The 22,438-nt window shown below is 65.2% G+C and carries 21 protein-coding genes; 9 read left to right on the forward strand and 12 right to left on the reverse strand.

Annotated features, from left to right (window positions below):
- The 5 genes from ACU0BR_RS10980 to dctP all read right to left on the reverse strand — a co-directional run.
- On the reverse strand, positions 1–506 hold a 506-nt coding region (locus ACU0BR_RS10980), incomplete at its 3' end, for an AMP-binding protein (RefSeq protein WP_446156872.1).
- On the reverse strand, positions 499–1,872 hold the full coding sequence (locus ACU0BR_RS10985; protein WP_446156873.1) for a malonyl-CoA decarboxylase domain-containing protein: 1,374 nt from the start codon (positions 1,870–1,872) through the stop codon (positions 499–501). The genes ACU0BR_RS10985 and ACU0BR_RS10980, both read right to left, overlap by 8 nt.
- Positions 1,869–3,185, reverse strand: a complete 1,317-nt coding sequence (locus ACU0BR_RS10990) for a TRAP transporter large permease (protein WP_446156874.1) — start codon at positions 3,183–3,185, stop codon at positions 1,869–1,871. Before ACU0BR_RS10990 ends, ACU0BR_RS10985 begins: the two co-directional genes overlap by 4 nt.
- Positions 3,185–3,787: a TRAP transporter small permease gene (locus ACU0BR_RS10995; RefSeq protein ID WP_446156875.1), complete on the reverse strand. Its 603-nt coding sequence runs from the start codon at positions 3,785–3,787 to the stop codon at positions 3,185–3,187. Before ACU0BR_RS10995 ends, ACU0BR_RS10990 begins: the two co-directional genes overlap by 1 nt.
- A gap of 92 nt (positions 3,788–3,879) precedes the next feature.
- Positions 3,880–4,866, reverse strand: coding sequence for a TRAP transporter substrate-binding protein DctP (gene dctP, locus ACU0BR_RS11000; protein ID WP_446156876.1), 987 nt, complete (start codon positions 4,864–4,866; stop codon positions 3,880–3,882).
- A gap of 140 nt (positions 4,867–5,006) precedes the next feature.
- Here dctP and ACU0BR_RS11005 point away from each other — a divergent pair, with 140 nt between their 5' ends.
- Both ACU0BR_RS11005 and ACU0BR_RS11010 read left to right on the forward strand, forming a co-directional pair.
- Positions 5,007–5,690 (forward strand): GntR family transcriptional regulator, encoded by a 684-nt coding sequence (locus ACU0BR_RS11005; RefSeq protein WP_446156877.1) that lies wholly within the window; start codon positions 5,007–5,009, stop codon positions 5,688–5,690.
- Positions 5,683–7,182 carry a hypothetical protein gene (locus tag ACU0BR_RS11010; RefSeq protein WP_446156878.1) on the forward strand — a complete coding sequence of 500 codons (1,500 nt, stop codon included), beginning with the start codon at positions 5,683–5,685 and terminating at the stop codon, positions 7,180–7,182. The genes ACU0BR_RS11005 and ACU0BR_RS11010 overlap by 8 nt, the downstream gene beginning before the upstream one ends.
- 90 nt (positions 7,183–7,272) lie before the next feature.
- Here ACU0BR_RS11010 and ACU0BR_RS11015 read toward each other — a convergent pair whose 3' ends face one another.
- The gene (locus ACU0BR_RS11015; protein ID WP_446156879.1) at positions 7,273–8,376 is read right to left on the reverse strand and encodes an alkene reductase; all 1,104 of its coding nucleotides are present in this window, start codon (positions 8,374–8,376) and stop codon (positions 7,273–7,275) included.
- A gap of 213 nt (positions 8,377–8,589) precedes the next feature.
- Here ACU0BR_RS11015 and ACU0BR_RS11020 point away from each other — a divergent pair, with 213 nt between their 5' ends.
- Complete coding sequence (locus ACU0BR_RS11020; RefSeq protein WP_446156880.1) at positions 8,590–9,600, forward strand: TAXI family TRAP transporter solute-binding subunit; 1,011 nt, start codon at positions 8,590–8,592, stop codon at positions 9,598–9,600.
- Between the two features lie 76 nt (positions 9,601–9,676).
- Positions 9,677–11,791 carry a TRAP transporter permease gene (locus tag ACU0BR_RS11025; protein WP_446156881.1) on the forward strand — a complete coding sequence of 705 codons (2,115 nt, stop codon included), beginning with the start codon at positions 9,677–9,679 and terminating at the stop codon, positions 11,789–11,791.
- A gap of 108 nt (positions 11,792–11,899) precedes the next feature.
- Here ACU0BR_RS11025 and bhcD read toward each other — a convergent pair whose 3' ends face one another.
- The 4 genes from bhcD to bhcA all read right to left on the reverse strand — a co-directional run bounded on the left by bhcD (position 11,900) and on the right by bhcA (position 16,299).
- Complete coding sequence (bhcD, locus tag ACU0BR_RS11030) at positions 11,900–12,865, reverse strand: iminosuccinate reductase BhcD (RefSeq protein ID WP_446156882.1); 966 nt, start codon at positions 12,863–12,865, stop codon at positions 11,900–11,902.
- A gap of 86 nt (positions 12,866–12,951) precedes the next feature.
- A complete protein-coding gene (gene bhcC / locus ACU0BR_RS11035) occupies positions 12,952–14,115 on the reverse strand; it encodes a 3-hydroxy-D-aspartate aldolase BhcC (RefSeq protein WP_446156883.1) in 1,164 nt (387 codons plus the stop codon).
- A gap of 16 nt (positions 14,116–14,131) precedes the next feature.
- Complete coding sequence (bhcB, locus tag ACU0BR_RS11040) at positions 14,132–15,103, reverse strand: beta-hydroxyaspartate dehydratase BhcB (protein WP_446156884.1); 972 nt, start codon at positions 15,101–15,103, stop codon at positions 14,132–14,134.
- A gap of 5 nt (positions 15,104–15,108) precedes the next feature.
- Entirely contained in the window at positions 15,109–16,299 is a 1,191-nt protein-coding gene (gene bhcA / locus ACU0BR_RS11045) for an L-aspartate--glyoxylate aminotransferase BhcA (protein ID WP_446156885.1), read from the reverse strand.
- Between the two features lie 173 nt (positions 16,300–16,472).
- On the opposite strand from bhcA, the gene bhcR reads away from it, so the two are divergent.
- Positions 16,473–17,300 (forward strand): HTH-type transcriptional regulator BhcR, encoded by an 828-nt coding sequence (gene bhcR, locus ACU0BR_RS11050; RefSeq protein ID WP_446156886.1) that lies wholly within the window; start codon positions 16,473–16,475, stop codon positions 17,298–17,300.
- Positions 17,301–17,477: 177 nt separating this feature from the next.
- The gene (locus ACU0BR_RS11055) at positions 17,478–17,651 is read left to right on the forward strand and encodes a DUF1328 domain-containing protein (RefSeq protein WP_446156887.1); all 174 of its coding nucleotides are present in this window, start codon (positions 17,478–17,480) and stop codon (positions 17,649–17,651) included.
- Positions 17,652–17,835: 184 nt separating this feature from the next.
- Here the strand turns inward: ACU0BR_RS11055 and ACU0BR_RS11060 are convergent, their stop codons facing one another.
- Entirely contained in the window at positions 17,836–18,099 is a 264-nt protein-coding gene (locus ACU0BR_RS11060; RefSeq protein WP_446156888.1) for a DUF7218 family protein, read from the reverse strand.
- Between the two features lie 311 nt (positions 18,100–18,410).
- Between ACU0BR_RS11060 and ACU0BR_RS11065 the strand changes: the two genes are divergently transcribed.
- From ACU0BR_RS11065 to ACU0BR_RS11075, 3 genes are read left to right on the forward strand one after another with little or no spacing between them, the layout of a single operon-like run.
- On the forward strand, positions 18,411–19,385 hold the full coding sequence (locus ACU0BR_RS11065; RefSeq protein ID WP_446156889.1) for a formate/nitrite transporter family protein: 975 nt from the start codon (positions 18,411–18,413) through the stop codon (positions 19,383–19,385).
- A complete protein-coding gene (otsB, locus tag ACU0BR_RS11070; RefSeq protein ID WP_446156890.1) occupies positions 19,382–20,125 on the forward strand; it encodes a trehalose-phosphatase in 744 nt (247 codons plus the stop codon). Before ACU0BR_RS11065 ends, otsB begins: the two co-directional genes overlap by 4 nt.
- Positions 20,122–21,495: an alpha,alpha-trehalose-phosphate synthase (UDP-forming) gene (locus ACU0BR_RS11075; protein ID WP_446156891.1), complete on the forward strand. Its 1,374-nt coding sequence runs from the start codon at positions 20,122–20,124 to the stop codon at positions 21,493–21,495. Before otsB ends, ACU0BR_RS11075 begins: the two co-directional genes overlap by 4 nt.
- Before the next feature lie 64 nt (positions 21,496–21,559).
- Here ACU0BR_RS11075 and ACU0BR_RS11080 read toward each other — a convergent pair whose 3' ends face one another.
- The gene (locus ACU0BR_RS11080) at positions 21,560–22,321 is read right to left on the reverse strand and encodes a TerC family protein (protein WP_446156892.1); all 762 of its coding nucleotides are present in this window, start codon (positions 22,319–22,321) and stop codon (positions 21,560–21,562) included.
- Positions 22,322–22,438 lie beyond the last annotated feature (117 nt).

A 22,438-nucleotide genomic window follows, 5' to 3' on the forward strand; every position in this document is an offset into this window, starting at 1 on the left:
CGCCCCGTCGTGCCGGAGGTATAGAGGAAGGCCGCCAGATCGTCGCGGCTGCGATCGGCGGTGTCGAAACTGTCGGGCTGGGCGCAGGCCGCCTGCGCAAAGCTGCCGGTGCCATCGGCGTTCAGCATGTGCAGGCTGACGTCATGGCGCGCGGCCACCGGACGCAGCGCGGCTTCGGCGCGGGCATCGCAGATGAGCATCTTCGCGCCGGAGTTCGAAACGAAATATTCCACCTCGGCGGCCGTGTAGGCGGTGTTGAGCGGCAGGAACACCACCCCCGCCTGCACGCAGGCGGCATAGACCGCCAGCGCCTCGGGGGATTTGGCGATCTGCACCGCCAGCCGGTCGCCCGGCACCAGACCCGCCGCGGTGATGACATGGGCGAAACGCGCCGTCATGCGCAGGAAATCGTCATGGGTGACGATCCCGCCCCCCACCAGATGCAGGAACGGGGTCTGCTTGCCCGCGTGAATTGCGAAAAGCGCGTCGTAGAGCGGATTAGCCATCTGCCGCCATCCTCTTGGCTGGGTCCTTGTCGTCCGTGTCGTCCGTGTCGGGCCGCGGGTTTGCCGCGGCCGAAGATGCGGCCGAAGACACGGCCGAAGACACGGCGGGCGCGCCCTCCGGCGTCAGCTGCGCCTGCTTGGCCAGCGCCTGCACCTGCCGGGAGGCGATCACTTCGCCGCTGGAGGCGAATTTCTCATGATTCTGGCTGATGCGGTCCAGATCGTAGAGATAATTCACCATGACCCCGCCCGACTGCTTCAGCCCGTTGGCCGAGGTGTCGGCATCCGCATGGACGGCATGGGCGATCGCCCCGTTGTTCAGGTGGAACCGCGCCACCGGATCATAGGGCGCGCCGTCGGCGTGTTTTGCGGCCAGCAGATAATGCGCCGCCAGCGCCTTTTGCCGGTTCGGATCGGGGGTGGCCTCGGGGTTGACGGGGTGGCCCTGCTCGCTCAGCCAGCGATTGAGCCGCGCGACGGGCGACAGGGTGACGAAGGTGCGCAGGTTGGGCAGCTCGCGCTTCAGGTCCGCGACCACCTGCTTGATCAGCGAATTGCCGAAGGAGATGCCCGCAAGCCCCGACTGGCAATTCGAAATCGAGTAGAAGACGGCGGTGTTCGCCTCCTCGGCGGCGAGGACCTCGCGGTCTTCGGCCAGGACGCTGTGGATCGACCCGGGAATGCCGCTGGTCAGCGCCACCTCGACGAAGATCAGTGGCTCATCGGGCATGGCGGGGTGGAAAAACGCGAAACAGCGCCGGTCGGCGGGTTGCAGGCGCCGGCGCAGGTCGGACCAGCTGTGAATGGCGTGCACCGCCTCATAGCGGGTGATCTTTTCGAGGATATGCGCCGGGCTTTCCCAGTTGATCGGGCGCAGCACCAGAAAGCCGCGGTTGAACCACGAGGCGAAGAGGTGCTTGAAATCGGGATCGACCCGGCCGAGCGTGGGGTCCTCAGCCGCCAGCCGCAGCAGATCGCTGCGCATCGCCACAAGCTGTTGCGTGGCACCCGGCACCTGGTTCAGCCGCCGCGCCAGTTCCTGGCGTCGGGGTTCGGCGGCGGCCATGAAGGCGGCGTAGTTGGCCTTGCCGGGGTCGGCCTCGAACGCGTCCAGCGCGGAGCGCACCCGCGCCGGATCCAGGCCGAAATCCGTTGCCAGAAAGCGGAAGAACCCGGCTTTCCCGTGATCATCCAGCCCGGCGTAGCTGTCGAGGATCTGCCGCGCTAGGGCGGCGCCCGATACCTCGCCCCGGCTGCCGAGAAGATCGGTGGCAAGCTCGGTGATCGGGCGGTCGTCGCGGTTGCGTCCCGCGCCCATGTAGCGCCGCTCGAACACGGTCGACAGCAGATCGGCGAGGATTGTCATGTTGCGCCTCCCATCACGACATCGGGCAGCCAGGTGGCCAGCCCGGGAAAGATGCTCAGGATGATGATCGCCAGCACCATGCAGGCCACATAGGGCAGCGATCCCATCAAGATGGTCTTGAGCTTGATGTCCGGCGCGATGCCGTTGATCACGTAGAGGTTCAGGCCGACCGGCGGGGAAATCAGGCCGATTTCCATGTTGATCGTCAGCACCACGGCGAACCAGATCGGGTCGAAGCCCGCCGTCGTGATGATCGGCAGCAGGATCGGCGCGGCCATCAGGATCACCGCCACCGGCGGCAGGAAAAACCCCGCGATCAGCAGAAAGACGTTGATCGCGGCCATCAGAACCCAGCGGTTCACATCCAGCGTGCCGATCCATTCGGCGATGGATTGTGTGATGAAGAGCGAGCTGAGCATATAGCTGAACACCCCCGCGGCCGCGATGATGAACAGGATCATCACCGACTCCCGGGTACTGTCGCGCAGCACCGCCCAGATCGCGCGCGGCGACCACATCTTGTAGATCAGCACCGCGATCACCAGCGTCAGCAAGGCGCCCACCGCGGCCGTTTCGGACGGCGTGGCGACACCGCCGTACATCGCGTAAAGCACGCCCAGGATGATCGCCAGGAAGGGCAGCACACGCGGCAGGATCTCGAATTTCTGCTTCCAGCTGTAATCGGTGCGCGACAGCACCTGCGCATTGCCCGACCGCCAAGTGGCATAGATCGACCAGGCCATGAACAGCCCGACCAGCATGAACCCCGGGATCACCCCCGCCAGGAACAGCCGACCGATCGAGGTTTCCGTGGCGATGCCATAGACGATCATCGTCACCGACGGCGGGATCAGGATGCCCAGCGTGCCGCCGGCCGCGATCGATCCGGCCGCCACACCGTCGGGATAGCCGCGCTTGCGCATCTCGGGGATGCCCATCTTGCCGATGGCGGCGCAGGTGGCCGGGCTCGACCCGCTCATCGCGGCGAACAGCGCGCAGGCGCCCAGGTTGGAAATCACCAGCCCGCCGGGAATACGGGTCAGCCAGCGTTCCAGCGCCTCGTACAGATCCGCCCCCGCGCGAGTCGACGCGATGGACGCCCCCATGATGATGAACATCGGGATCGACAGCAGCGCAAAATTGTCGAGCTTGCCGAACAGGATTTCCGGCATCAACTCAAGCGACCGCGCCCCGTCGAAGAAGACCAGGAAACCGGCCGAGACGATCAACAGGCCCAGCGCGACCGAGACGCCGGAAAACAAGACGACGATGGTGATGACGGCGACAAGGCCGCCCAGCACGAGCGGGTCCATCAGAAATCCTCCCCGGCGCGGGCGCCTTCGGCCCCGGCGCGCACGCGCAGCGGGTCCTTTTCGATGCCGAAGGGCGTATCGACCCCCAGCAGCACGGCGACCATATCGGCCACCAGTTGCAGCAACAGAAGGGCAAAGCCCACGGGCAGCGCCAGATAGGGGATCCACAGCCGGACCCCCCAGACCGTGTCCGACCGCCAGCCGCGCGACCAGGCGAAATGCCAGTAGTCATAGCCATACCACAGCATCAGCGCGACGATCGCGATGGACAGCGACAGCGTCAGCATCGCCAGCGCGAAACGCGCGCGATAAGGCAGCGCGATGGGCACCAGATCGACGTTCACATGCCCGCGCAGCCGCTGCACATAGGGCAGACCGATCAGCGTGGCCGCGATGACCAGATAGATCACCGCCTCCGTCTGCCAGATGGTCGAGCCGTTCAGCACGAAGCGGATGAAGATCATCTGGCAGGTGATCGCCACCGCCGTCACCACCATCGCCGCGGACACCCAGCCCGCCAGGGTCGATATCGCGGCCACCGCGCGCAGAAAGGGGTTCGACCCGGTTCGCGCCGTGGTCGAGGCAGTGCTATGACCTGCCATTCGTCACCTATTCATCTTGTTCTTGTTATGGGTCTTGCAGCCAGGGGCGGCCGTGCCGGGAAACCGGGGGGCCGCAGCCCCCCGCAAACCGATCACTCCACCGCCAGGGCCTTGTCCAGCAGTTCCTGACCGTTGGGCACCTCTTCCACAAAGGACTTGTAAGAGGTTTCCTTGGCAATCGCGCGCCATGCGTCGAAATCGGCCTGGGTCATATTGGCGATTTCCACGCCCGCGTCCTTGAACACCTTGACCGATGCGGCGTCCTGCTTCTTGGCCTCTTCGAGGTAGTAGGCTTCGGCCTTGGCGGAAGCGTCCAGCAGGGCCTTCTGCTGATCGGCGTTCAGCCCTTCGAAGGTGGATTTGTTCATCAGGAGCGGCTGATACATGAACCACAGCGCGACATCGCCCGCGGGGGTATAGCATTTCGCCTGCTCATAGATGCGATAGCTGACAAAGGACGACGACGAGGTGTTCGCCGCATCCAGCACGCCGGTCTGCATGGCGTTGTAGATTTCCGAGCTGGCCATCGACGCGATCGACGCGCCGGCGCCGGCCAGCATCTGCTCGAACGCCTTGCCCGCCGCGCGGGTCTGAAGCCCTTTGACGTCCTCGGGCTTGGTGATGCACTTGTCCTTGCCGACGAAGCCGCCCGCCAAATAGCCGTCGACCAGCACCATGACGTCATCCTTGGCCATGATCTGCTTGATCTCGTCCATGAAGGGGCTGTCGTTCAGCCGTGCGGCGTGGTCGTGGTTCTTCACCAGGCCCGGCATCAGCGTCAGGTTGTAGGCAGGCTGCTGCCCCCCCGCATAGCTGAGCGGAAAGATCGTCATGTCCAGCTGGCCGCGGCTGAGCGGCTTGTATTGCTCGCGCGGCTTGAACAGCGACTTGGAGCCGAAGATCTTGATGTCCAGATCGACGTCGGCCTTCTTGACCTCATCGGCGACGATCTGCGCCACCTTGTGGCGCACGTCCTTGTTCGACCACTGGTGCGACAGGCGCAGTTCCTTGGCGAAGGCGGTACCGGCCGAGGCGGCCAGGGCGAGCGCGGCAACCGCGCCCAGGATGTTCGATTTCATGATGTCTCCTCCCGTTGACGAAAGCCGGTTTTATCCGGGCCATCGGCGGCAGCCTCACGGCACCGGCATCCAGTGTCAAGTTTTTTGTATACAAGGACATGGCAGTTGAACACGAGACAGCCCCCCGCTAGGCTCTGCCGATGGATGTACGCCGCGCCGATACCATCGCCGAAGAGCTGGAGGAACTGATCTTCACCGGCCATTTCAGCAATGGCGACCGGCTGGATGAGATCCGGCTGGCCGACCGCTTCGGCGTGTCGCGCACCCCGATCCGGGAGGCGCTGCAAAAGCTGGCCGTCTCGGGGCTGGTGCAGCAGTTTCCGCGCCGCGGCGTCTTCGTGCGCCAACCCGGCCCGGTTGAGTTGCTGGAAATGTTCGAGGTGATGGCCGAGCTCGAAGCCGCTTGCGGAAGGCTCGCGGCGGTGCGCATATCCGATGAGGCGGTGCACCGGCTGCAACAGGCCAATATTGAATGCGAAGACGCCGTGAGGGCCGAAAATGCGGATGATTACTATCGCGCAAACGAAGGGTTTCATCATTTGATCTATCGCGAATCCGGCAACGGCTTTCTGGAACAGGAAGCCCTGCGCCTGCACCGCAGGTTGAAACCCTTCCGGCGCTTGCAGCTGCGGCTGCGCGGACGGATGGCGCAATCGCTGGATGAGCATCGCGCCGTCGTGCAGGCGCTGCTGGATGCCGACGGCACCGCCGCCGCGGATGCGCTGCGCGACCATGTCGCCGTGCAGGGAGAGAAGTTTCATCATCTCGTCGTCGGCTTGAAATCGCATGCGGCCCGCGGGGCGGATCTGCCGCAGAATGGCTGACAGCGGGCTGACGCAGGCGGGGCAAGACGCCGCAGGCGACGACACCCCCGAAACCGCCTCGTCCCATGCGAGACCGCCATCGCCGCCGCTCACCGGGCGCGCCCCGCTGGACGACCGGCTGCTGGGGCTGCTGCTGATCGCGCTGACCGGCATCGTCATCTTTTCCGAATGGCTGGGGCAGCGCCATTACGGGCTGTTGGCGGCGGGGATCGTGGTGGTGGCGGTGGCGCTGATGTCGCTGCATGTCAGGGCGGTGCGTCTTATCTTTGTCGCGGTGGCGCTGGCGCTGACGGGCTGGGCCTTTGTCGATCGGCCCGACGCCTGGGCGCAGATCAACGCGGGGCTGCAACGCGCGGCGTTCATCGGCGGGTTCTTCACCGCGCTGGCCTCGCTCCGCCATGCGGCGGAAACCTCGCCCGCGATCATGCGCTGCGGGCGCTATCTGGCGACCCAGCCGCCCGGCCGCCGCTTTGCCGCGCTGACGGCGGGGGGGCATGGCTTTGGCCTGCTGCTGAACTATGGCGCGATCGCCCTGCTGGGCAGCCTGGCCGCCGCCAACGCCGCGCAGGAGCCGCGCGCGGACGTGCGCGCGCACCGGCTGCGGCGGATGCTGCTGGGCATTCAATGCGGGTTCGTTTCCATCCTGCCCTGGTCGCCGCTGTCGTTTTCCATGGCGATCACCACCTCGATCATTCCCGGCGCAAGCTGGGCGCGGGCGGTGCCCTATGCGCTGGTCAGCAGCGTGATCGTGGCGGCGTTGGGCTGGGCGATGGACACGATCTTCAAGCCGCGCATCGCGGGTGCCCCGCTCAAGCCGCCCAAACCCGAAGGCACCATCGCCAGCCTGGCACCGCTGGCGCTGTTGCTGTCGATCCTGATCGTCAGCGTGTTTTCCCTGTCGGCGCTGGCGCAGGTGCGCATCATCGCGGTGGTGGTGGCCGTGGTGCCCGCGATCTCGCTTATCTGGGTCGCCATCCAGGGCCGGGGCACCCCGGCGGGCGTGCTGGGCAACATGCGCCGCAAGTCCGCGCGCTTTGCAGTGGTCAACATGCCCGGCTACCGCACCGAGATGCTGGTGCTGATGATGGCGGGCTATATCGGCACGCTGGGCAGCACCGTGCTGAGCGGCCATATCGCCGACCTGGGGATCGACCTGTCGGCGCTGCCGCCGCTGGTGATCCTGGTGGGGCTGGTCTGGGTGATTCCGCTCAGCGGGCAGCTGGGCATGAACCCGATCCTGTCGGTGACGTTGCTGGCGCCGCTGCTGCCCTCGGCCGCGACGATGGGGGTGGACCCCAGCGTCGTCGTGGTGGCGATCACCTCGGGCTGGGCGCTGTCGGGCGCCAGTTCGCCCTATACCGCCACGACGATGCTGATCGGCTCTTTCGCGAATGTCAGCGCCACGCATGTCGGCGTCGTCTGGAACCGCTACTATGCGCTGGTCTGCGGGGGCGTGCTGTCGCTATGGGTCGCGCTGCTGGCGCTTTGGTAAACGAAAGGGGCCTGCGAGCGGTCTAACCCGACCCGCAGACCCCGTTCCGGCGTGCCGACGGCGGCGTCTCGCTCCGCCGTCAGCCTGCGATCACGCCACGGCGCGGGGCTGATCCAGCGTCGGATAGTCGGTGTAGCCTTCCGCCCCGCCACCATAGAAGGTCGCGGTATTGGGTTCGTTCAACGGCGCATCCTGCTTCAGACGCTCCGCCAGGTCCGGGTTCGATATATAGAGCTTGCCGAAGGCCACCAGGTCGACATCACCGCTTTCGACCGCATCGATGGCCATCTGACGGTCATAGCCGTTGTTGCCCATGTAGACACCCCTGAACCGCTTGCGCAGGCGCGCGATCTCGTCGCCTTCGGGGGTTTCGCGGGGGCCGCCGGTCTGACCTTCGACCAGATGCAGATAGGCCAGCCCATAGCCGTCCAGCAGGTCGACGACATGGCTGAACAAGCCGAAGGTGTCGCTGTCGCGCACGTCATTGGCGTTGGAATAGGGGCTGAGCCGCACGCCCACGCGGTCGGCACCGATCACCCCGGTGACCGCATCCATGATTTCCTTGAGAAACCGCGTGCGGTTCTCGACCGAGCCGCCATAGGCGTCGTCGCGGTGGTTCGAGCCGTCGCGCAGGAACTGGTCGATCAGATAGCCGTTGGCGCCATGCACCTCGACCCCGTCGAAGCCCGCTTCCATCGCGTTGCGCGTGGCGGTCGCATAGGCGGCGACCAGATCCGCGATCTCATCCGTTTCCAGCGCCTTGGGCGCGGAGGCCGCGACGAATTGCGTGCCGTCGAAGGTCTGGGTTTCGGCGGTGATCGCCGAGGGCGCGACGGGCGCCTTGCCATCGGGTTGCAGCGATACATGCGACACCCGGCCCACGTGCCACAGCTGCAGCACGATCTTGCCGCCCTTATCGTGCACGGCGCGGGTGACCTCTTTCCAGCCCGCGATCTGCGCATCGCTGTAGATCCCCGGCGTCCAGGCATAGCCCTTGCCTTCGGGCACGATCTGCGTGGCCTCGGTGATGATCAGTCCGGCGCCCGCACGCTGGGCGTAATATTCGGCATGCAGCGCCACGGGGGCGTCATCCTCGGCACGGGCGCGGTTGCGGGTGAGCGGGGCCATAACGACACGGTTAGCAACCTCCATCGCGCCGACGCGCAGGGGCGAGAACAGTTTGGGCGTAGTCATCTCGAATCCTTTCTCCCGGCACGAAACACGAGCCTTCGTCGCGCACGATGCGGGATTGGTTTGGGAGAAACTACATGGGCCGCGCAATCGCGATCGCAAGGAGGCAAGGCACAAATCGAGGGTAAAGATTTCGGCAATGGCACGGCAGCTTCGCATTGTGACCGCATTAGGAGGTGCTATTGTCCGCGCATTCCAACCTACAGGAGGCAGATCATGAAACTGACCAAACGTTCGCTGCTCGGCCTGGTTGCCGCGGCGGCAACCGCGCTGGCGATCCCGGCGCTGGCACAGGCACCGCAGTTCTTTCGCATCGGCACCGGCGGAACGGCCGGCACCTATTACCCGATCGGCGGGCTGATCGCCAACGCCATCTCCAGCCCTCCGGGCTCGCGCGCCTGCGACCAGGGCGGCTCCTGCGGGGTTCCCGGGCTGATCGCGACCGCGCTGTCGGCCAACGGATCGGTCGCCAACGTCAACGCGATCAACGCGGGCACGCTCGAATCGGGCTTTTCGCAATCCGACGTGGCGACCTGGGCGCAGACCGGCACCGGCATCTGGGCCGACCGCAAGCCGGTGGAAAAGCTGCGCGCCATCGCCAATCTCTACGCCGAGACGATCCACCTGGTCGCCGCCGCCGACAGCGGAATCGAGAGCGTCGCCGACCTGAAGGGCAAGGCCGTTTCGCTGGATGAGCCGGGCTCCGGCACGCTGGTCGACGCGCGCATCATCCTCGACGCCTACGGGCTGAGCGAGGACGACGTTCAGGCGAAGTTCCTCAAGCCCGACCAGGCGGCCGAGCGGATGCGCGACGGCGCGATGGATGCGTTCTTCTTTGTCGGCGGCTTTCCGGCCGGCGCGATCGCCGAACTGGCCAGCCAGAAGGCCATCAAGCTGATCCCGATTTCCGGTGCCGAGGCCGAGGCCGTGACCGGCAAATACACCTTCTTTGCCGCGAATACCGTTCCCGCAGGGACCTATGACGGCGTGGACCAGGACGTCACCACCCTGTCCGTCGGCGCGCAGTGGGTCACCAGCGCCGATCAACCCGAAGAGCTGATCTATCAGGTCACCAAGGCGCTTTGGAACGACAACACGCGCAAGCTGCTGGACGCGGGCCACGCCAAGGGCAAGGAAATCACCCTCGACACGGCGCTTGACGGCATCGGCATTCCGCTGCATCCGGGCGCGGAGAAGTTCTACCGCGAAGCCGGTGTTCTGAAGTAACTCCCGAACCGGGGCGCCGCACCAGTTCCGCGGCGCCCCGCCACCCGCCGAAAACGACACGAACAGGATAGCCTGCATGACCAGCGATCTGCGCGACACCAGCAAGGACAACCCCGCCGTCACCGAAGAAGACCGTGTGGAAATGCTGACCGAAGAGCAGATGAAGGAGCTGGAGGAGCGTTTCGACCCGGAGGTCCGCTTTCGCCCGCTGTCGCCCACCCTGGGCTGGATCACCGGCGGGCTGCTGTTCGTCCTGTCGTGCTATCACTATTACACCGCCGGTTTCGGGATCCCGCAGGCGACGGTGCATCGCGGCACGCATCTGGCCTTCACCCTGGCGCTGGTGTTCCTGTCGTTCGCGGTGTGGGGGCGCGGCCGCATCGGCCGGGGGCCGCTTTACCCGCTGGGCCTGCCGCTCTGGGATTGGGCGCTGGCGATCGCGGGGGCGGTCTCTGCGCTTTACGTGCCCTTCGTCTTTGCCGATCTGGCGTTCCGCGTGGGCGACCCCTGGCTGATCGACGTGGTGATGGGCACCATCCTGATCGTCGTGCTGATGGAGGCCACGCGCCGCGCGATGGGCTGGCCGCTGCCGGTCATCGCCATGCTGTTCATCGCCTATGCCTATTTCGGACGGTCCATGCCCGGCGTGCTGACGCACCCCGGCGCGTCATGGACCGGCATCGTCAACCACCTCTACCTGACCAGCCAGGGCATCTACGGCACGGCGCTTGGGGTGATTTCGACCTATGTGTTCCACTTCGTGCTGTTCGGCGTGCTGGCCACGCGGATCGGGCTGGGGCAGCTGTTCATCGACCTCGCATCCGCCGTCGCGGGGCGGTTCGCGGGCGGGCCCGCCAAGGTGTCGGTGCTGTCCTCGGCGATGCTGGGCTCGATTTCCGGCAGTTCCATCGCCAACACGGTGACGACCGGGTCGCTGACCATCCCGGCGATGATCCGCATCGGCTATCCCCGCCATTTCGCCGCCGCGGTCGAGGCCGCCTCCTCGACGGGCGGGCAGATCACGCCGCCGGTGATGGGCGCCGTGGCCTTTCTGATGATCGAATACCTGGGCGTGCCGCTGACCACGATCCTGACGGCGGCCCTGGTGCCCGCCTTCATGCATTTCTTCGGCGTGCTGCTTCAGGTCCACCTGGAGGCCCGCCGCCGCGGCCTGCGCGGCCTGACCAAGGATGAGCTTCCCGTCGCCTGGACCGTGTTCAAGGCGGGCTGGCTGACGACGCTGCCGCTCTTCGTGCTGGTGGCGATCCTGCTGAACGGATTCACCCCCTATCTGGCCGCCTTCTGGGGCATCTCGTCGTGCATCCTGGTGCTGGTGATCCAGAACCTGATGCGCCACGATCTGCGCACCGCGCTGCGCGAGACGGTCCAGGGCATCTGGGACGGCTTCGTGCTGGGCGCGAAATATTCGCTTTCGGTCACGGCGGCCGCGGCGCTGGTCGGGGTGATCATCGGGGTGGTGACGCTGACGGGCGTCGGCTTCAAGATCGCCTATATGGTCACCACCATCGCCGCCGACTGGGCGACGGTCGTCTCCGGCTGGCTGTCGATCCTGCCGTTCGAGGTCATGACCCCGCCTACCCTGACGCTGCTGTTCACGCTGATCATGACGGCGGTGGTCTGCATCCTGATGGGCTGCGGCATCCCGACCACGGCGAACTACCTGATCATGATCGCCGTCGCCGCGCCGATCCTCAGCCTGCTCGGCGTGCAGCCGCTGGTGGCGCATTTCTTCGTCTTCTACTACGGGGTGCTGGCCGACATCACGCCCCCCGTGGCGCTGGCGGCCTATGCCGCGGCGGGGATTGCCAATGCCGACGCCTTCAAGGCCGGCAACACCGCGTTCCGGCTGGGCATGGGCAAGGCGCTGGTGCCTTTCGTCTTCGTCTTTTCGCCCTCACTGCTGCTGGTGGTCGATGGTTTCACGTGGAACCAGTTCTTCCTGGCGACGGCAGGCGCGATGCTGGGCATCTGGGCGCTGTCGGCGGCCTTCGCGGGTTGGCTGTTCGGGCCGGTCAAGGGCTATGAGAAACTGCTGCTTTCGGTCGCGGCGGTGTTTCTGGTCGCGCCCGATCTGGTGGCCACGCTGCTGGGCCTCGCCCTGGTGGCGCCCGTGGTCCTGCGCCAGCTGATGTACCGCGACAAGGGCGGCAGCGGCGCCGCCACGGCCTGAGCGCGCCCGGGGGACACGAACGCTTGCACCAACGGAAACGGGGCGCGGCGGCTGATCGCCGACCGCGCCCCGTTCGGGCGTCCTATACGTGCGGAATGGCGCGCGGCGTCAGAAATCCACCTCGACCGCCACGCCGCGCTCGACAGCCAGATCCACCACACGCGCGGCGACGGCCAGATCCTGCAACCCGACGCCGGTGCCGTCGAAGATCGTCAGCTCGTCGTCGCTGCCCCGGCCCTTGGCCGTGCCGTTGATGACGGCGCCGATCTGGGTGATGTCACCCTCGGCGATCAGTCCCTGGGCCACGGCATGCTGCGCCTCGCCGATGCTGATGGATTGCGCCACCTCGTCGGTGAACACCCGCCCGCGCGCCAGCAAGGCGGGATCAAGTTCCTGCTTGCCCTTGGTGTCGGTGCCCATGCAGGCGATATGGCATCCGCCCTTGACCTGCCCGTCCATCAGGATCGGATCGAAGCTGGAGGTGATCGACACGATCACATCGGCCTCGGCGCCCAGCCGGTCCAGATCGACCGCCTCGAACGGCAGGCCCAGCTCGGCGGCGGTGTCGGCCAGACGGTCCAGCATTTCCGGGTGATAGTTCCAGCCGATCACCCGATCGAAATCGCGCTGCCCGGCCGCCGCGCGCATCTGGAACGCCGACTGATGGCCCGCGCCGATCATGCCCAGAACCTTTGCCCCGTTGGGCGCCAGATGCCGGATCGACACGGCAGAGGCCGCCGCCGTGCGCAGCGCGGTCAACAGGTTGCCCCCCACCACGGCCCGCAGCCGCCCGGTGTCGGGGTCGAACAGCATCACGGTCGACTGGTGGTTGGTCAGCCCCTTGTCGGCATTGCCCGGCCAGTAGCCGCCCGACTTCAGCCCCAGTGCCAGACCCGCCCGGTCGAACCCCGACTTGAATCCGTAAAGCGCATCGGCATGGCCGATGGCCTCGCGGATGACGGGGAAATTATACGCGTCGCCGCGCGCCATCGCGCCGAACACGGCCTCCACGGCATCAAAGCTCTGCTCCGCGTCGATCAGATCCGCGATGGCGGTTTCGGGAACAATATACATGGTCTTCCTTTCAGGCAGCGGGAAACGGACGGCAACCGCCGCCCGCCTCGCTTCTTCTGGTCAAAAATATCCTCGCCGAAGGCGGCTCAGTAGGCGCGCCCGCGCGCCGATACCGGCCACAGCGCCTCGACCTTGCCGCCGCGCACGCCGACATACCAATCGTGTACGTTGCAGGTCGGATCGCAGTGTCCGGGCACCAACCGCAGCTTTTCATTGACGCGCAGCACGCCCTTGGGATCCGACACGACGCCATGCTCGTCCGAGCATTTCACGTATTCCACATCGTCGCGGCCGAAGACCGTGGGCAGCCCGCTGTCCACCGACTGTGCCTTGAGCCCGGCATCCACGATCGCCTTGTCCGCCTTGGCGTGGCTCATCACAGAAGTCAGGATGAACAGCGCGTTCTCCCACTCGCCCTGATCGATCCGGTTGCCGTCCTTGTCCAGGATGCGCCCGTAATCGGCATCCATGAAGGCGTAGGACCCGCACTGAAGCTCGTTGTAGACGCCCGAGTTGCCTTCAAAGTAATAGCTGCCGGTGCCGCCGCCGCCGACGATGTCGCACTCCAGCCCTTCGGTTTTCAGCGTGTCGACCGCATCGCGGACCATCTCGACGGCGATGTCGATCTTGGCCTTGCGGTCGTCATAGCTGTCCATGTGCTGCATCGCGCCTTGATAGGCCTGGATGCCGGAAAACCTGAGTCCCGGCGCCGCGTCGATCGCCTTGGCGATCTCGACCACTTCGGGGGTGGTGATCACGCCGCAGCGGCCCGCGCCGCAGTCGATTTCCACCAGGCATTCGATTTCCGTGCCATGACGCTGCGCCGCCGCCGACAGATCGGCCACATTGTCCACGTCATCGACGCAGACGATGGTGCGCGCGCCCAGCTTGGGCAGGCGCGCCAGACGGTCGATCTTGGCCGGGTCGCGCACCTGGTTGCTGACCAGCACGTCCTTGATGCCGCCGCGGGCGAACACCTCGGCTTCGGACACCTTCTGGCAGCACACGCCGCAGCTGTCGCCCAAGCGCTCCTGCAACTTGGCGACATCGACGGATTTGTGCATCTTGCCGTGGACGCGGTGACGCACACCCATGTCCTTGGCGAATTTGCCCATCTTCTCGATGTTGCGCTCCAGCGCATCCAGATCCAGCACCAGGCAGGGGGTCTGGATCTCGCTCTCGTCCATGCCGATGGCGGCGGGAATGTCGTAGCCGACCTCGTAGTCTTCGATGGGACGCTGCATGTTCATGGTGTTTGTCCTTTCTTCACTGCGCCAGCCAGGGCAGCCGATCCAGATCGACGTTGCCCCCGGTGACGATGACGCCGACGCGTTTGCCGGCAAAAAGCTCTTTGTTCTTGAGGATGGTGGCCAGCGGCACCGCGCTGCTGGGTTCCATCACGATCTTCATCCGCTTCCAGATCAGTTTCATCGCATCGACGATCTCCTGCTCCGAGGCGGTCAGAATGTCGGTGACATGGTTCGACACGAAATGCCATGTCAGATCCTTGAGCGGCACCTTCAAGCCGTCGGCCACCGTGTCGGGGGCATCGTCGGCGATGATGTGCCCCGCGCGGAAACTGCGCGCGGCGTCGTCGGCCTGATCGGGTTCGGCGGCGTAGATCTTCAGCCCCGGCGCCAGGGTGGACAGCGTCAGGCAGGTGCCCGACACCATGCCGCCACCGCCGATCGGCGCGATCACGGCATCCAGATCCGTCACCTGATCGACCAGTTCGCGCGAACATGTACCCTGCCCCGCGATCACGCGCGGGTCATTGTAGGGGTGCACGAATTCGGCGCCGGTCTCCGCCACCACCTCCGCGAATGTGGCTTCGCGCGATGACGTCGAGGGCTCGCATTCCACGATCCGCCCGCCATAGCCGCGCACGGCGTCCTTCTTGGCCTGCGGCGCGGTGCGCGGCATCACCACGGTGCAGGGAATGCCCCGCCGGCCGGCGGCATAGCTGAGCGACAGCGCGTGGTTGCCCGACGAATGCGTCGCCACGCCCTTTTCCAGCTTGTCCCCGGGCAGGCCGAAGACCGCGTTGCACGCGCCACGCACCTTGAAGGCCCCCGCCTTCTGGAAGTTCTCGCATTTGAAGAACAGCTCCGCGCCCGTCAGCTCATTGAGGAACGAGGAGGTCAGTACGGGCGTGCGGTGGATGTAGGGGCGGATTCGGTCATGCGCCGCCACCATATCGTCGAAACCGGGAATGATCATGTCATTCAGATCCTTCATTGCAGTCACTCGGCCGCCATGCGCTGCTGCGCCAGGCTCTGGCGATAATAGTCCTGTGCCGCGGCGACGCCCGAGCCGAGCTTGACCGGCAAGCCCAGATCGACCATCGCCATTTCCGCCGTGGCCAGACCCGATAGCATCATCGCGTCCGTCAGGCTGCCCAGGTGGCCGATGCGGAACACCTTGCCCGCGACCTCGCCCAGGCCGACACCGAAGGCCATATCATAGCTCTGCGCGGCGTGGCTGACAAATTTGGTGGAATCGAAGCCTTCGGGCGTTCTGACCGCCGAGACCGTATCCGATTCAACGGACGCATCCACCGCACAAAGCGGCATGTTCCAGGCAGCGGCCGCACGGCGCACGCCTTCGGCGATGCGGTGGTGACGGGCAAAGACGTTTTCCAGCCCTTCGTCCAGCAACATGCGGCACGACAGCCGCAGCCCGTTCATCAGCCCGACGGCGGGGGTGTAGGGATAGCCGCCCGCCGCATAGCCCTTGGCCATGTCGCGGATGTCGAAGAAGGTGCGCGGCAGCTTCGCGGTTTCGACCGCCGCCATCGCCTTCGGCGAAAAGGCGACGATGGCCAGACCCGGCGGCAGCATGAACCCCTTTTGCGAGCCGGTGACGGCGATATCCACGCCCCATTCGTCGAACCGGAAATCCATCGACGCGATCGAGCTGACGCCGTCGACCAGCAGCAACGCGGGATGGCCCGCGGCATCCAGCGCGCGTCGCAGCGCCGCGATATCGGAGACCACGCCGGTGGCGGTTTCATTATGGGTGGCCAGCACCGCCTTGATGCGGTGTTCCTTGTCCGCGCTCAGCGCCTCCTGGATGCGGTCGGCGGGGAGGCCCGCCCCCCAGGGGGTTTCCAGCACGGTCACATCCAGCCCGTGGCGCTGGCACATGTCGATCCAACGGTGCGAGAACATGCCGTTGCGCGCCGCAAGCACCCCGTCGCCCGGCGACAGCGTGTTGGTGATCGCCGTTTCCCAGCCGCCCGTGCCGGTCGAGGGGAACAGAAACACCTCTGCCGTGTCGCCCTTGAGCACGCGCTTCAGGTCGGCGCGCAGCGGGTGCAGCAGGTCGGCAAAGACCGAAGAGCGGTGGTCGATGGTGGCCATGTCACAGGCCTTGCGGATCGCTTCGGGCATATTCGTGGGGCCGGGGATGAAAACCGGGTTCTGCGAAGTCATGTCGGATCTCCTGGATAAAGGACGCTTGGGCCTTGTCTACGCCCGCCGCCCGGCAGCGGCAATTTTTTTGAAAAAGTATTTCATAAAACTTGAAAAATGGCTTTAATTCATGTTTTCAGTCACCTGCGGTTTTTCATTCCGCATCCCAGCAACCCCGAAGTGGAAAATTCACGATGGCCGATCCCAAGCCCCGTGGCAGGCCGCGCGCCTTTCACGACAAGACGGAACAGAACACGATCCAGTCGCTCGACCGCGCCATGATGGTGCTGGAGGCCCTGTCCGAGCGTGACGGCGCCACCCTGTCGGCGCTGGCGGAGGCGCTGGATCAGTCGCCCGCCACGGTCTATCGCATCCTGACGACCCTGCAACAGCGCGGCATCACGGAAATCGACGCGGGCGCCCAGACCTGGCACGTCGGCCACCGCGCGTTTCTGATCGGATCGTCCTTCCTGCGCCGCACCAGCCTGATCGAGCGCAGCCGCTCCGTGATGCGCGATCTGATGAACCGTACCGGCGAGACCGCGAATCTGGGGATCGAGAAGTCGGGCGAGGTCCTGTTCGTCAGCCAGGTGGAAACCCACGCCTCGATCCGGGCGTTCTTTCCGCCCGGATCGACCTCGCCCATGCATGCCTCGGGGATCGGCAAGGCGCTGCTGGCCCATCTGCCCGACGAACAGCTGGCCCGCGTCGCGGCCGCGACCACGCGCGAAGGGTTCACCCCGCATACCATTTGCAGCGCCGCCGCGCTGGCGGAGGAATTGCAGCTGATCCGCAGCCGCGGCTTTTCCGTCGACAATGAGGAACGCACGATAGGCATGCGCTGCATCGCCGCGCCGATCTTCGGCCTGCATGACGAGGCGGTCGCGGGAATCTCCGTCTCCGGCCCGGTCAGCCGCGTCACCCCCGAGGATGTGCCCAGGCTCGGCGCGCTGGTAAGCGCGGCGGCGCGGCAACTTTCGTTCGGAATGGGCGGGCGCAGGGGAGCCGAATCGACCCTGTAGTTCCGCATTCAGAAACAATCGCTTGCACCGAGCTGAATCGGTTCTTCGTCCGGCTTCTTGGGAACCGGGTGCTGGCGAGCGGCGTTTTGGAGTCAATCGCCCGTGCCCGGTGGGTACGGCTTCGCACGGCCGCACCAGGTCGTGCGGCGTTTCAACCCGTAACGGAAAGGAAATAAAATGCTTCAATGGGCTGCAATTTTCCTGGTTGTCGCGCTCATCGCCGCCGTGTTCGGGTTCAGCGGCATCGCATCCGCATCCGCCGGGATCGCCCAGATCCTGTTCTTCGTGTTCCTCGTGCTGTTCATCATCGCGATGTTTGCCCGGCTTTTTCGAGGAAGGCCGCCCGTCTAAAGCCCCAGGACCGGGCGGCCAGGAAGAAAACGGAAAGCAAAGCGGCAGCGCATCCGAATGAACGGCACCCCCCTGCGCTGTCCGGGGCGCGACGCTGAGGACCGGACCCGCACGGAGCCTGTTACCAGTGCCTGAACAAGCAAACACCCCCCGACTTTGCAGGCGGGGGGTGTTTGCTTGCGCATCAATGGTTCCGAAGCGCGTCGATCAGCTCGTCCTTGTCCATGTCGGACCGCCCGGAAATATCGAGCTCCCGCGCGCGTTCGTATAGATCGTCACGCGTCCAATCCTCATAGGCATTGGCTTTTCCGCCCTTCCGGGAGGGGTGCATGTCCTTGTTTGCTTTCGCATTCGCGATGCGCGCGGCCTTTTCCTTGGACGCGCCGTCGTCCCTGAGCTTGTCGTAGGTTTCATCGTCCTTGACGGAATTTCCATGATTTTTGACCATGAGATCACCACGAAGTTTTCGAGAAGAGGGGATCATCGGCGGAGCTAAGGGGACAGGATAGGCCCCGCCGATGAATAAAAGGACCCGGATGGGATGGGGGGTCCTGAAGACAGCGTTAATTGCCGCCTTTCACAGCGACAACGGCGCCCGGGCTCTATGGTTCCCGACTTTCGCAACTTTTTTCGAATTTTTCCGGGTCCGCTCCGATCTTTGCGCGGCACGTCCGTCCCTCCTCCCTTTTTACTGTGAAAGAGGACGGAACCGTGCGTATTTTTAAAGCGTTCCGTTACCGAATTATGAGGAGTTACGACGTGAGTGTTTCCGAGCGCCCCGAACATTCTTCCGCCGAAACTTCCCAAGATTCCGACGATTATCCAGAACGAAATTTCGGGGCCGACCAGCCCGAGCGGAAAAAATCGGATTCCGACCAGAACGACAAAAGCCGCAAACCCACCCTGCACGAGGAAAAGCACGTGCGCGACGCGGAAAAGCTGCCGTCGCGCCTGATCTACGAGGTGATCCGCCGCAACGGCGAGGCGGAATTGCTGCGACCGACCCGCTCCCTCTTCTGGTCGGGGATCGCGGCGGGGGTGATGATCAGCTTTTCCTTCCTGACGGAGGCGGTGATGCGCCGCTTCCTGCCCGATGCGCCCTGGCGCCCTCTGGTCGAAAGCCTTGGCTACACCACCGGCTTTGTTCTGGTAATTTCGGGACGGATGCAGCTTTTTACCGAAAACACCATCACCACCGTCCTGCCGCTGGTTGCCAAGCAGAACATGCACAACCTGATTTGCGTGATCCGGCTTTGGACGCTGGTGCTGGTGGCCAACCTGATCGGCACCCTCGCCGCCGGCGCGTTCATCGTCTATTCCGGCAGCATCCCGGATGAGTTCAGCACCTATCTGGTGGAAATCGCCCGGCACGCGATGGAACCGGGGCCCTGGGACAGTTTCGCGATGGCCATGCCCGCGGGCCTGCTGATTGCCGCGCTGGTGTGGATATTGCCTCAGTTCACGGGGGCGGGGTTCCTGCCGATCATACTGGTGACATGGATGATCGCGGTCAGCGGGTTTCAGCACATCATCGCCGGGTCGGTCGAAATGTCCTATCTGATCTTCAGGGGCGATCTGGGTGTCCTGGATGCCGTGTTCGGCTTTTTCGTCCCGGTGCTGATCGGGAACATCGTCGGCGGAACGGCGATATTCGCGATGATGGCCTGGGGACAGGTCGTCGATGAGGTGGATGAGGAAAGCGCCGCGGAACTGGCGGATGAGGGGGCGGAATGACGTCTGCCCGCCCGCCGGTTTTTTCGCCCGAGAACGCGGTCCTGTTCCTCGATTTCGACGGGGTTCTCGTCGATCTGGCGGATACGCCCGACAGCATAGCCGTCGATGCCCAACTCCCCGCCCTGCTGGAGCGGCTGCACCGCGACACCGGCGGCGCGGTCTATCTGGTGTCGGGGCGTCAGGTCGCCGATCTGCAACGGCACCTGGGCGGGCTGAAATGCACCGCCTACGGCTGTCATGGCGCCGAAATGGCGGCAGACGGTGGGGCGGTCACCCAGTTGGTAAAGGTCGAGGCCGCGCAGATCGACGCGATGACGCGAGAGCTGAAGCACGCCGCCGCCGACGCCAGCCGCGCCTATCTGATCGAGGCGAAACCCAGCGGTGCGGTCCTGCATTATCGCCGCGACCCGTCGTTGCAGGCAGATGCCCGCGCGCTGGCGGAGCGCATCGTCGCGCGCTACCCTGGGTTTCACCTGCACCCGGCCAAGATGGCGTTCGAATTGCGCCCCGACGGCGTCTCGAAGCTGGAGGTGATCCGCGCGGTTCTCGACCAGCCGATCGCGCGGGGCCGCACGCCGGTCTATCTGGGCGATGACACGACGGATGAGCCCGCCTTGGAACATGTGCGTGCCCTCGGTGGTATATCCATAAAGGTCGGCAGCGGAGAAAGCATGGCGGAGTTCCGGCTGAATTCGCCTGCAGAAGTGGACGCGTGGCTAGAAGGAAAGGGAAAGGAATGAGCCGACTTGTGGTGGTGTCCAATCGTCTTCCGTCGGGAAGCACCCCTTCGGGGGGGCTGGTGGTGGCATTGCAGGACGCTCTGGCCGACGGCGGCCTGTGGGTGGGCAACAGCAACAAGCTGACCGATACCCCCGCCGATCGCCTGACGCGCCACGAAGGCGGCAAGTTTACCCGCATGAGCTTCGATCTGACCGAAGAGGAGCAGCGCGACTTCTACCTCGGGTATTCCAATTCGGTGCTGTGGCCGCTGTGCCATGACCGCGTGGACCTGATGGAACTGCTGCCACAGTACCTTGAATCCTATCGTGCCGTGAACAAGCGCATCGCGAAGATGATCGCGCGCGAGTTGCAGCCCGGCGACCGGATCTGGGTGCAGGACTATCATTTCCTGTCGCTGGGCCATGAGCTGCGGCAACTGGGGGTGACCCAGCCGATCGGATTTTTCCTGCATATCCCCTTTCCCGGCCCGAATGCCTTCGCGGCGCTGTCGCATGGGCAGGAGGTCTGCCGCTGGATCGCGGCCTTCGATCTTTTCGGGCTTCAGGCGCGGCGCGATGTTTCCGCCTGTCTTCAGGTATTTCGTACCGCCAAGGGCGCCGAGCTGCTGCTGAACGGCCGCATGAAGCTGGAGGATAAGATCGTGCAGGTCGCCAGTTTCCCCATCGCCATCGACCCCGAGGAGTTCGCCCGCACCGCGAGGAACGCGCCCACGGCCGGGCTCGATGACGCCGCCGCCACGATCATCGGCGTCGATCGGCTGGATTATTCCAAGGGTCTTCCGCAGCGGTTCCGCGCCTACGGCCATCTACTGGACGCGCACCCCGAACTTTCGGGTCAGGTGGCGCTGTTGCAGATCGCGCCCCCTACCCGAGAGGCCGTGAAGGCCTATCAGGACATCCGCGATGAGCTTGAGCAGCTTTCCGGCCACATCAACGGCGCCCATGCCACGCTGGACTGGACGCCGATCCGCTACATCCACCGCTCGGTGCCGCGCGAACGGCTTGCGGGGCTTTACCGCGGGGCGCGCGTGGGACTGGTGACGCCTTTGGCCGACGGCATGAATCTGGTGGCCAAGGAATATGTCGCGGCGCAGGACGCCGACGATCCGGGCGTGTTGATCCTGTCGAAATTCGCGGGCGCGGCCGAGCAGCTGTTCAACGGCGCGCTCATCGTCAATCCGCACGATATCGCCGAGATGGCGGAGGCGATGAACCAGGCGCTGAACATGCCGCTGGGCGAGCGCAGGGAACGCCACCAGTCCATGCGCAGGGTGCTGCTCGACAAGGATGTCGCCTGGTGGCGCGAACAGTTCCTGACGGCGCTTTCCGCCAGCTGGCAAAGCAGCCAGCCGCAGATGGACCCCGCCTAGAATATCGTGCGCGTGGGCGTCACGGTCGGCGTCACGCTCGACGCCAGGACCGGGGGCAGCGGCGTCAGCCGGTCCCCCGCCGCCGCCGGGTCAGCATGTTCAGCGCCTCGACGAAGGCGGCGAAGGCCATCGCGGCATAGATGTAGCCCTTGGGCACATGCACGCCGAAGCCGTCGGCGATCAGCACCATCCCGATCATCAGCAGAAACGCGAGCGCCAGCATGATCACGGTCGGATTCGCGCTGACGAACCGGGTGACCGGATCGGCGGCGAGAAACATCACCCCCACCGCGACGACCACGGCCGCGACCATGATCGGCAGATGATCGGTCATGCCCACCGCCGTCAGGATGCTGTCGATCGAAAACACCATATCCAGCAGGATGATCTGCACCAGCGCGGCGCCGAAGCCCATGCTGACGGTCTTGATCCTGGCTTCGTGCCCGCTGCCCGGCTGTACCTTGTCGTGGATTTCCGTGGTCGCCTTCCAGACCAGGAACAGGCCGCCGCCGATCAGGATCAGGTCGCGCCAGGAAAACGCGGTCTCGAACACCGGCTCGCCGTATTTTCCGGGCTCTCCGGTGATGCCGAGGTCAAAGACCGGCGCGGTCAGCCCGACGATCCACGCGATGACCGACAACAGGCCGAGCCGCAGCACCAGCGCCAGACCGATGCCGATCTGCTGCGCGGGACGGCGGCGCGCCTCCGGCAGTTTGGAGGTGACGATCGAGATGAAGATCAGATTGTCGATCCCCAGAACGATTTCCATCGTCACCAGCGCAAGAAAGGCAGCCCAGGCATCGGGCGACAGAAGAAGATCGAGCATATGTTCAAGTCCGTGTTCAGTTCGCGCACCACTTAGCGCGCCGCCCGGGAACGGCAAAGCCTTTCGACTGTGGCAAAGCGGCGCCGCACGGGAACTTTCGCGAAAGCTGCGACCGCC

The organism is Brevirhabdus sp., assembly GCF_052826345.1.

Excerpts from the sequence above, each read along its gene's own strand:
- ACU0BR_RS10995 (WP_446156875.1), bottom strand. The coding sequence starts at position 3,787 with ATGGCAGGTCATAGCACTGCCTCGACCACGGCGCGAACCGGGTCGAAC.
- ACU0BR_RS11010 (WP_446156878.1), top strand. The coding sequence starts at position 5,683 with ATGGCTGACAGCGGGCTGACGCAGGCGGGGCAAGACGCCGCAGGCGAC.
- ACU0BR_RS11015 (WP_446156879.1), bottom strand. The coding sequence starts at position 8,376 with ATGACTACGCCCAAACTGTTCTCGCCCCTGCGCGTCGGCGCGATGGAG.
- ACU0BR_RS11060 (WP_446156888.1), bottom strand. The coding sequence starts at position 18,099 with ATGGTCAAAAATCATGGAAATTCCGTCAAGGACGATGAAACCTACGAC.
- bhcC (WP_446156883.1), bottom strand. The coding sequence starts at position 14,115 with ATGAACATGCAGCGTCCCATCGAAGACTACGAGGTCGGCTACGACATT.
- ACU0BR_RS10985 (WP_446156873.1), bottom strand. The coding sequence starts at position 1,872 with ATGACAATCCTCGCCGATCTGCTGTCGACCGTGTTCGAGCGGCGCTAC.
- bhcR (WP_446156886.1), top strand. The coding sequence starts at position 16,473 with ATGGCCGATCCCAAGCCCCGTGGCAGGCCGCGCGCCTTTCACGACAAG.
- bhcA (WP_446156885.1), bottom strand. The coding sequence starts at position 16,299 with ATGACTTCGCAGAACCCGGTTTTCATCCCCGGCCCCACGAATATGCCC.
- ACU0BR_RS11055 (WP_446156887.1), top strand. The coding sequence starts at position 17,478 with ATGCTTCAATGGGCTGCAATTTTCCTGGTTGTCGCGCTCATCGCCGCC.
- bhcD (WP_446156882.1), bottom strand. The coding sequence starts at position 12,865 with ATGTATATTGTTCCCGAAACCGCCATCGCGGATCTGATCGACGCGGAG.
- dctP (WP_446156876.1), bottom strand. The coding sequence starts at position 4,866 with ATGAAATCGAACATCCTGGGCGCGGTTGCCGCGCTCGCCCTGGCCGCC.
- ACU0BR_RS11075 (WP_446156891.1), top strand. The coding sequence starts at position 20,122 with ATGAGCCGACTTGTGGTGGTGTCCAATCGTCTTCCGTCGGGAAGCACC.
- ACU0BR_RS11020 (WP_446156880.1), top strand. The coding sequence starts at position 8,590 with ATGAAACTGACCAAACGTTCGCTGCTCGGCCTGGTTGCCGCGGCGGCA.
- ACU0BR_RS11080 (WP_446156892.1), bottom strand. The coding sequence starts at position 22,321 with ATGCTCGATCTTCTTCTGTCGCCCGATGCCTGGGCTGCCTTTCTTGCG.
- bhcB (WP_446156884.1), bottom strand. The coding sequence starts at position 15,103 with ATGAAGGATCTGAATGACATGATCATTCCCGGTTTCGACGATATGGTG.
- ACU0BR_RS11005 (WP_446156877.1), top strand. The coding sequence starts at position 5,007 with ATGGATGTACGCCGCGCCGATACCATCGCCGAAGAGCTGGAGGAACTG.
- ACU0BR_RS10990 (WP_446156874.1), bottom strand. The coding sequence starts at position 3,185 with ATGGACCCGCTCGTGCTGGGCGGCCTTGTCGCCGTCATCACCATCGTC.
- otsB (WP_446156890.1), top strand. The coding sequence starts at position 19,382 with ATGACGTCTGCCCGCCCGCCGGTTTTTTCGCCCGAGAACGCGGTCCTG.
- ACU0BR_RS11025 (WP_446156881.1), top strand. The coding sequence starts at position 9,677 with ATGACCAGCGATCTGCGCGACACCAGCAAGGACAACCCCGCCGTCACC.